The sequence below is a fragment of the Azospirillum sp. B506 genome, from assembly GCF_000333595.1.
Taxonomy (GTDB): Bacteria; Pseudomonadota; Alphaproteobacteria; order Azospirillales; family Azospirillaceae; genus Azospirillum.
This window is the reverse complement of record NZ_BADK01000360.1, coordinates 1-8,474: the sequence shown is the minus strand read 5'-3', so window position 1 is coordinate 8,474 and position 8,474 is coordinate 1. Positions and strand designations below refer to the sequence as shown.

The following is an 8,474-nucleotide window of genomic DNA, read 5'->3' as shown; positions in this document are numbered from 1 at the left end:
TCGATCGCCATTTCGTCTTTCGATCGTGGTCCTGGCGCTGCTGTTCATGACCGCTGGCCAGTCCTTCACCCCGCCGGATGTCGGTGGTGTGCAGCCGGGCAGCGCGGCTGAGCGGGCGGGCATCCAGCCGGGAGACCTGATCCTCTCGGTCGACGGCACCGGCGTGCAGCGATTCGAGGAGATCCGGCAGATCGTGTCGATCCGTCCGGGAGAGCCGCTGGCGGTCGAGTTGAAGCGTGACGGACGTGTGATGACCGTCACGGCGACGCCAGATTCGCAGTCCGTCACCGACCGACTCGGCAACGCCCATCAGATCGGACTCCTCGGGATCAGCCGCGGCAGCGTCGGCATGATGCGCCACGATCCCCTGACGGCCGTTTGGCAGGCGGGACGAGAAGTCGCAGGCATGATCACCGGGACCTTCACCGCATTGGGCCAGATGGTCCAGGGATCGCGCGGGACGGAGGAGTTGGGTGGGCCGCTCCGCATCGCCCAGATGTCGGGCGAGGTGGCGCAATCCGGCTGGTATCCCCTGGTTTGGTTCATGACCTTCCTGTCGGTCAATCTGGGGCTGATCAACCTGTTTCCGGTGCCGATGCTGGATGGTGGGCATCTGCTTTTTTACGGCATCGAAAAGCTGCTTGGCCGGCCGCTCGGAGCGCGGGCGCAAGAATACGGTTTCCGAATTGGGTTGGCCTTGGTATTAACGCTCATGGTCTTCGCCACGTGGAACGACCTTGTTCAACTGCGCGTGGTCGATTTCTTCCGGGGACTGGTTTCCTAAAGCCAGCCCCTTGCCAGGGAGCGTGATTTGCCGGTGTCGAGCAAAGTTCTGGTGGCGGGCCTGCTGGCCGGCTGCGCCATGACGACGGTGTCTGTCGCCCACGCCCAGACCGCAGCCTCGCCCGGACGGGCGGCGGGTGCCACGGGGTCCATGGTCGCCCAGGTTTTCAGTGGCGGTACGGTGCGCGACATCCGGGTCGAAGGCACCCAGCGAATCGAACCTTCCACGGTCCGCTCCTATCTGACGATTCAGCCGGGCGACCCGTTCGATCCCGACCGCATCGACCAGTCGCTGAAATCGCTGTTCAACACCGGCCTGTTCGCCGACGTCGTGCTGAAGCGTGACGGCGACGTGCTGGTGGTGAGCGTGGCCGAGAACCCGATCATCAACCGGATCGCGTTCGAGGGGAACCGACGCATCGACAAGGAAACGCTGGACAAGGAAATCCAGCTGCGGCCCCGAGTCGTCTACACGCGCACCCGGGTCCAGTCGGACGTTCAGCGCATCCAGGACATCTACCGCCGCCAGGGCCGGTTTGGCGCGACGGTCGAACCCAAGATCATCCAGCTCGATCAGAACCGCGTCGATCTGGTGTTCGAGATCAATGAAGGTGTGCGCACCGGTGTGCGTGGCATCACCTTTATCGGCAACGAGCATTTTTCCGATGGAACGCTGCGCGAGAATATCCAGACCAAGGAATCGGCTTGGTGGCGTTTCCTGTCGTCCGACGACAATTACGACCCGGACCGTCTGAACTATGACCGCGATCTGCTGCGCCGCTACTACTTGAAGGAAGGGTATGCCGATTTCCGCGTGGTGTCTGCGGTCGCCGAGCTGACGCCGGACAAGTCCGATTTCTTCATCACCTTCACCATCGAGGAAGGCGAGCGCTACAAGTTCGGCAAGGTCGATATCAAGACCTCGCTCAAGGAACTCGACCCCGCGGTGCTGCAGAACAGCGTGAACACCACCGAGGGCGACTGGTACAACGCCCAAAAGGTGGAAGACACCATCACCAAGCTGACGAATGCCGTCGGCGATCTGCAATATGCATTTGTGGACGTTAGGCCGCGGATTACCCGCAACCGTGACACCCACACAATCGACATCACTTATGAGATCAACGAGGGGCCGCGCACCTTCGTCGACCGCATCGACATCTCCGGCAACGTCCGGACGCTCGACAAGGTGATTCGCCGCGAGATGCTGCTGTCGGAAGGTGATCCCTTCAACGCCTCGAAGCTGAAACGCTCGGAGCAGCGCATCAAGGATCTGGGGTTCTTCGAGCGCGTGAACATCACGACCGCCGAGAGCAGCGCGCCGGATCGCACTGTGGTGAATGTCGACGTGGCCGAACAGTCCACCGGCGAAATCTCCATCGGTGCCGGCTTCTCGACCTCCGACGGTCCGCTGGGTGACTTCTCGATCCGCGAACGCAATCTTCTCGGCCGTGGTCAGGATCTGCGTCTGGGTGCGACGCTGTCGAGCCGGCGCCAGTTGTACGACATCTCCTTCACGGAGCCGTACTTCATGGACCGCGACCTGTCGGCCGGCGTGGACGTGTTCCGGACGCGCTACAATTACCAGGATGAGAGTTCGTTCAACGAGAAGAACACCGGCTTCGCGCTGCGCCTTGGCTATCCTCTGACCGAGCGGCTGCGCCAGCGGGTCTATTACCAGCTTCAGGACACCCTGATCGAAGAGGTGCCTTCGACCGCGTCGAAGTACATTCAGGAGCAGCGTGGTGAACGCCTGACGTCGCTGATCGGTCAGGAACTGACCTACGATGCCCGCAACAGCAAGCTGACGCCGACCGAAGGGTACTTCATTCGCCTGACCAACGACGTCGCCGGCCTTGGCGGGTCGGTGCGCTTCCTGCGGAACAAGCTCGCCGGTGGGTATTATCTGCCGTTGGGTGAGGACCAATGGGTGCTCAGCACGACCGGTGAGATCGGCTATATCCACGGGCTCGGCAAGAAGGTGGACCTGGGCGACCGCTTCTTCATCGGCGGCGATACCTTGCGCGGTTTCAACACCGCCGGTATCGGTCCCCGCGACGTTTCGACCGGCGATGCGCTGGGTGGCACCCGCTATGCCCGCGCCTCGGTGGAAATGAGCTTCCCCTTCGGTCTGCCGGAGGAGTTCGGTCTGCTTGGCCACGCCTTCACCGACATGGGCACGCTGGGTAAGGTCGACATCAAAGATCCGAACGTGAAGGATGACGAGAGCATCCGCGTATCCGTCGGCACGGGCGTGTCGTGGAAGTCGCCGTTCGGCCCGATCCGGCTCGATGTCGCGTTGCCGATCCGCAAGGAAGGCTACGACAAGAAAGAGCTCATCCGCTTCAGCTTCGGAACCAGGTTCTAAAATGCAATCCACCCTGTCGAAGACGCCGTTTCGCGTCGCCATGCTGTCGGCCGTCACGGCTGCCGGTCTCGTTCTCTCCGCGACCGTGGCTCAGGCCCAGTCGGCACCCAAGGCCGAGGCTCCCAAGACCGACGTGCCGGCGCCGGGTGCGGAGCTGAAGGCACCGGTCATTGCCGTGATCGACGTGCAGAAGATCATGCAGGAATCCAACGCATCGAAGGGCATCACGAAGTCCTTCGAATCTCTGCGCGACTCCTACCAGAAGGAAATCTCCGCGCTGGAGGACAAGCTGCGCAAGAACGAGGACGAGCTGCGCAAGCAGCAGACCGTCCTTTCCCCCGAAGCGCTCGCCACCAAGCGTCGTGATTTCGAGAAGCAGGTGGCCGACGTCCAGAAGACCGTCCAGGCCCGCAAGCGTGCTCTGGAGACCAGCTTGAACGAAGCGATGGCCGTCGTTCACAAGACGATGGTCGAGGTGGTGGCGGATGTCTCCCGCGAACGCAATGCCAACCTCGTTCTTGCCCGTCAGCAGTTCGTTCTGGTGGATACCCAACTCGATGTCACCGATCTGGTGATGGAGCGGGTGAACAAGAAGCTGCCGCAGGTTGCGCTGAACGTTCCCAAGCAGTGATGTCGCTTTGACCGGGGTCGCCGCCGTCCCGAGCGGGAGGGTGGCGGCCCCGTTTCGTTTCCGGGTTCGGCGGTTGCGGTTGCCGCGGAAATGGGGCAAGAAGGCGGAGCAAACAAGACGGCACCGGTGTTTCCCATCGGGGCAGCGGTGCCTGTTCCCTGGTTTGGGGAACGATGAACCCTATCGGTTGGTGGAAAGGCGGGCGGCCGGGCAATGGACGTGACGGCGGACAACAACGCGCAAAGCAAGAAGATCGACGACATCGACATCATGCGGATCATGAAGATGATTCCGCATCGCTACCCGATCCTGATGATCGACCGGGTGATCGATGTGACGCTGGGCGAGGGTGCCACCGGCGTGAAGAACGTTACGATCAACGAGCCCTTTTTCCAGGGTCACTTCCCGTCGCGTCCCGTGATGCCCGGCGTGCTGATCATCGAGGCGATGGCGCAGACCTCCGCCGTGCTGGTGGTGGCGACTCTCGGGCCTGACGCGGAAGGCAAGCTGGTCTATTTCATGACCGTCGACGAGGCGCGATTCCGCCGTCCCGTCACGCCCGGCGACACCATCCACATCCATGTCACCAAGCAGCGTCAGCGCGCCAACGTGTGGAAGTTCAAGGGCGAGGCCAAGGTTAACGGCGTTCTCGTCGCTGAAGCCGTCTATTCCGCCATGATCCTGGACGAAAAATGACCGTCACCATCCATCCGTCCGCCATCGTCGATCCCGCGGCCAAGCTGGGAGAGGGGGTCAACATCGGCCCCTTCTGCGTCGTCGGTCCCGACGTCACGCTCGGCGATGGCGTTCGGCTGGTGTCGCATGTGGCTGTCGACGGGCGCACCAGCATCGGTGCCGACACCGTCATCTATCCCTTTGCGTCCATTGGCCACCGGCCGCAGGATCTGAAGTTCCACGGCGAGCCGTCGGAGCTTTTCATCGGCGCCCGCAACCAGATCCGCGAGCATGTGACGATGAACCCCGGCACGGAAGGCGGTGGCATGGTCACGCGCGTCGGCGATGACGGGCTGTTCATGATGGGATCGCATGTGGCGCATGACTGCGTCGTCGGCGATCATGTCATCATGGCCAACAATGCCACGTTGGGTGGCCATGTCACGTTGGGCGATTACGTCATCATCGGCGGGCTGTCGGCGGTGCGTCAGTTCGTGCGCATCGGCTCCCATGCCATGATCGGCGGCATGTCCGGTGTCGAGAATGACGTGATCCCCTTCGGTCTGGTGATGGGCGACCGCGCCCGGCTGGCTGGCCTGAACCTCGTCGGTCTGGAGCGCCGGGGTTTCAAGAAGGACGATATTCACGCCCTGCGCGCCGCCTACCGCATGCTGTTCGGTCCGGAGGGCACCTTCGCCGAGCGGGTGGAGGAGGTCGGGCGCGACTTCGGCGAACGGGCGCTGATTTCCGACGTCCTGTCCTTCATCCGCGCCAAGGAAGCCCGCTCTCTCTGCCAGCCGCGCGAGAGCTGAGGCGCCCGGCCCATGGCCGACAGTCGACAGGGTACGGGATCGCCGGCATCAGGACCGAAGCTGGCCATCCTCGCGGGGGGCGGGACTCTTCCCGCCCGCATCGCTGACGCGGTGCGCGGTCAGGGACGTGAGGTCTTCGTCATTGCGTTCGATGGCCACACCGATCCGGAAACCGTCGCCGATGTGCCACATGTCTGGAGCCGCTTCGGCGCAGCGGGGACGATCCTGCGCCGCCTCCACGAGGAGGGGGTGGGGGAGGTCGTTCTCGCTGGACCGGTGAAACGTCCCTCCTTTACCGAACTGATGCCGGACTGGCGGACCGCGCGCTTCCTTGCGCGTGTGGGCACCCGTGCCCTGGGTGACGACGGCCTGTTGCGAGCCGTGGTTCGGGAGGTCGAGGAGGATGGCTTCCGTGTGGTGGGATTGCACGATTTGCTGAAGGACCTGCTGACCGTCAGGGGGCCGGTCGGCCGCTTGACGCCCGATGCGGAGGCCGAACGAGACATCGTCCGTGCAGTCGAGGTTGCGCGGGCGATGGGGGCGCTCGATGTTGGGCAGGGGGCGGTCGTACAGCAGGGGATCGTGTTGGCTGTCGAGGCGGTCGAGGGGACCGATGCGATGCTCGCCCGCTGTGCCGGCCTCGCCCGGCCCGGTCCCGGCGGGGTTCTGGCGAAGGTGAAGAAGCCGCGTCAGGACCGCCGCATCGACCTGCCAACCATGGGCGTCACCACTGTGGAACGGGCTGCCGCCGCGGGCCTGCGAGGAATCGCGGTCGAGGCAGGAGGCAGCCTTCTGGTCGACCGTGCGGCCGTGGCCGAAGCGGCGGATCGTCTCGGTCTGTTCGTCGTCGGTATCGAGGTTCCGCAATGAACGGGCAAGATGTGGCGGATGGAAGCACCACGCTGTTTCTGATCGCCGGCGAGCCATCGGGAGACGCGCTCGGCGCCCGGCTGATGGCGGCGGCAAAGCGCCTGACCGGCGGGACGGTGCGTTTCGTCGGTATCGGTGGTGAGCGGATGACGGCGGAGGGCCTGGTCAGCCTGTTTCCGATGGCCGAATTGACGCTGTTCGGAATCTTCGAATTGCTGCCGCATCTGCCGAACCTGATTCGCCGCATCGACCAGACGGTGACGGAGATCCTGCGTGTCCGCCCAGATGCGGTTGTCGGAATCGACTCACCTGGATTTACGGTGCGGGTAGCCAAGAAGATACGCTCTGCCGACCCCGCCATTCCGTTGATCCACTATGTGGCACCCACGGTCTGGGCTTGGAAGCCGAAGCGTGCGGCAAAATACGCCGCCATCTACGACCATCTGCTTGCGGTCCTTCCCTTCGAGCCGCCCTACTTCGAGAAGGAGGGACTCGCTTGCACCTTCGTCGGCCATTCCGTGGTCGAAGGCGGAGCGGGAAGGGGGGACGGTGCGGGTTTCCGGCAACGCCATGGAATCGCTGCGGCTGAGCGCGTCGTGGCGGTGCTTCCTGGGAGCCGCAAGGGCGAAGTATCGCGGTTGCTGCCGGACTTTCGTGCCACGCTTGACCTGTTGCGGCCCTCCCACCCCAACCTTGTCGCGGTGGTTCCGACGGTGGCGACGGTCCGCGATCGGGTGGCCTCTGCCATCGTCGACTGGCCGGTCCGTACCCTGTTGGTGGAGGGGGACGCCGAGAAATACGATGCCTTCGCTGCGGCGGACGCGGCATTGGCGGCGTCGGGTACGGTTGCGCTGGAGTTGGCGCTCGCCCGATTGCCGACAGTCATCGCCTACCGGCTGAATCCGGTGACGGTGGCGCTGTATCGTCGGCTGATTCGGATCAAGTACGTCAACCTCGTCAACCTGATGGTCGATCGGATGCTGGTTCCGGAACTGCTGCAGCAGGATTGCCGTCCCGATAGACTGGCAGCCGAACTTGGCCGACTTCTGGATGATCCGGCGGCGCGTCAGGCTCAGATCGACGGCGTGACCGAAGTGGCGCAGTGGCTGGGGCAGGGCGAATCTCCGCCCAGCGAACGTGCCGCCCGCGCCATTCTTGACGTCGTTGCCGAACACCGCTCGAACAGGCCCCAAGCGGTCAAACCCTGAACGGGAGAACAGAGATCATGAGCGAATTCCGTCTGCTGCACACGATGCTGCGCGTGCTGGACCTGGAGAAGTCGCTGGACTTCTACACCCGGCTGCTCGGCATGAAGCTGCTGCGCCGCAATGACTTTGAAGGCGGCCGCTTCACCCTCGCCTTCGTCGGCTATGGCGAAGAGTCCGACACCGCTGTCCTGGAGCTGACCCACAATTGGGATCAGAAGGAGCCGTACGAGATCGGCACCGCCTATGGACACATCGCCCTTGGTGTGCCGGACATCTATGCCACCTGCGAAAGCTTTGCCGCTGACGGGGTCAAGATCCCGCGTCCGCCGGGGCCGATGAAGCATGGCAGCACCGTCATCGCCTTCATCGAGGATCCGGACGGCTACAAGGTCGAGCTGATCGAGCGGAAGTGATCGTTCCGCCGATTGGCCATCATGAGGGGGCGCGGTCGGTGACGACCGCGCCCTTTGTCTTTGGTTCAGGCTCCGGGGTTCGGCGGAAGCGTGCACGGTAGCTCGCCGGACTCAACCCCAGCCTTTTGCGGAAATGGTGGCGAAGGGTGGCGGCAGAACCAAAGCCTGTCAGTGTCGCCACCTCCTCGACCGACAGGGTGCCGCCTTCCAGCAGGTCACGGGCCCGCGCCAGCCGCTCGGACAACAGCCAATCGCCGGGGGTGGTGCCGGTCAGGGCCTGGAAGCGGCGCAGGAAGGTGCGCAGGCTCATGCCCGTCCGCGACGCCATGCCGGACAGGCTGTGGGGCTCGGCCAGAGTTTCGCGCAGATGGTCGAGCAGCGGTGCCAGGCGGCTCCCCTCCCGGGCGATGGGCACGGGCGCTTCGATGAATTGAGCCTGCCCGCCCTCACGATGGGGTTGGACCACTAGCCGGCGGGCGACGCTGTTGGCCGCATCCGCTCCGAAGTCGCGGCGCACCAGATGCAGGCAAAGATCGATTCCGGCGGCACTGCCGGCGGAGGTCAGGATGTTGCCTTCATCAACATACAGCACATCGGGAACCACCTGGATGTCGGGATAAAGCTTGCCCAGTATTGCGGCATATCGCCAGTGGGTGGTTGCGCGGCGTCCATTCAGAAGTCCGGAAGCCGCCAGGACAAAGGCGCCGGACAAAT

Annotated in this window: 9 protein-coding genes; 8 read left to right on the top strand and 1 reads right to left on the bottom strand. The window is 63.8% G+C overall.

The window, feature by feature from the left end; translation table 11 throughout:
- The first annotated feature begins 25 nt into the window (after positions 1-25).
- The 8 genes from rseP (at position 26) to gloA (ending at position 7,760) form a co-directional block, all read left to right on the top strand.
- On the top strand, positions 26-784 hold the full coding sequence (gene rseP, locus I71_RS11105) for an RIP metalloprotease RseP (RefSeq protein ID WP_244433765.1): 759 nt from the start codon (positions 26-28) through the stop codon (positions 782-784).
- A gap of 78 nt (positions 785-862) precedes the next feature.
- Entirely contained in the window at positions 863-3,151 is a 2,289-nt protein-coding gene (gene bamA, locus I71_RS11100) for an outer membrane protein assembly factor BamA (protein WP_375731189.1), read from the top strand.
- A gap of 1 nt (position 3,152) precedes the next feature.
- On the top strand, positions 3,153-3,782 hold the full coding sequence (locus I71_RS11095; RefSeq protein WP_042694910.1) for an OmpH family outer membrane protein: 630 nt from the start codon (positions 3,153-3,155) through the stop codon (positions 3,780-3,782).
- 213 nt (positions 3,783-3,995) lie between these two features.
- Positions 3,996-4,478: a 3-hydroxyacyl-ACP dehydratase FabZ gene (fabZ, locus tag I71_RS11090; RefSeq protein ID WP_042694908.1), complete on the top strand. Its 483-nt coding sequence runs from the start codon at positions 3,996-3,998 to the stop codon at positions 4,476-4,478.
- On the top strand, positions 4,475-5,269 hold the full coding sequence (gene lpxA, locus I71_RS11085) for an acyl-ACP--UDP-N-acetylglucosamine O-acyltransferase (RefSeq protein WP_042694906.1): 795 nt from the start codon (positions 4,475-4,477) through the stop codon (positions 5,267-5,269). The genes fabZ and lpxA overlap by 4 nt, the downstream gene beginning before the upstream one ends.
- 12 nt (positions 5,270-5,281) lie before the next feature.
- The gene (locus tag I71_RS11080; RefSeq protein WP_042694904.1) at positions 5,282-6,139 is read left to right on the top strand and encodes an LpxI family protein; all 858 of its coding nucleotides are present in this window, start codon (positions 5,282-5,284) and stop codon (positions 6,137-6,139) included.
- 11 nt (positions 6,140-6,150) lie between these two features.
- Complete coding sequence (lpxB, locus tag I71_RS11075; protein ID WP_280109869.1) at positions 6,151-7,347, top strand: lipid-A-disaccharide synthase; 1,197 nt, start codon at positions 6,151-6,153, stop codon at positions 7,345-7,347.
- Positions 7,348-7,364: 17 nt separating this feature from the next.
- Positions 7,365-7,760: a lactoylglutathione lyase gene (gene gloA, locus I71_RS11070; RefSeq protein ID WP_042694900.1), complete on the top strand. Its 396-nt coding sequence runs from the start codon at positions 7,365-7,367 to the stop codon at positions 7,758-7,760.
- Positions 7,761-7,779: 19 nt separating this feature from the next.
- On the opposite strand, the gene I71_RS11065 is transcribed toward gloA, so the two are convergent.
- The coding region (locus tag I71_RS11065; protein ID WP_042694898.1) for a helix-turn-helix domain-containing protein at positions 7,780-8,474 on the bottom strand (695 nt) is incomplete at its 5' end.

What these genes read in the sequence shown, in the direction of transcription:
- bamA (WP_375731189.1), top strand. Translation starts at nt 863, where the DNA reads ATGACGACGGTGTCTGTCGCCCACGCCCAGACCGCAGCCTCGCCCGGA.
- I71_RS11095 (WP_042694910.1), top strand. Translation starts at nt 3,153, where the DNA reads ATGCAATCCACCCTGTCGAAGACGCCGTTTCGCGTCGCCATGCTGTCG.
- fabZ (WP_042694908.1), top strand. Translation starts at nt 3,996, where the DNA reads ATGGACGTGACGGCGGACAACAACGCGCAAAGCAAGAAGATCGACGAC.
- lpxA (WP_042694906.1), top strand. Translation starts at nt 4,475, where the DNA reads ATGACCGTCACCATCCATCCGTCCGCCATCGTCGATCCCGCGGCCAAG.
- I71_RS11080 (WP_042694904.1), top strand. Translation starts at nt 5,282, where the DNA reads ATGGCCGACAGTCGACAGGGTACGGGATCGCCGGCATCAGGACCGAAG.
- gloA (WP_042694900.1), top strand. Translation starts at nt 7,365, where the DNA reads ATGAGCGAATTCCGTCTGCTGCACACGATGCTGCGCGTGCTGGACCTG.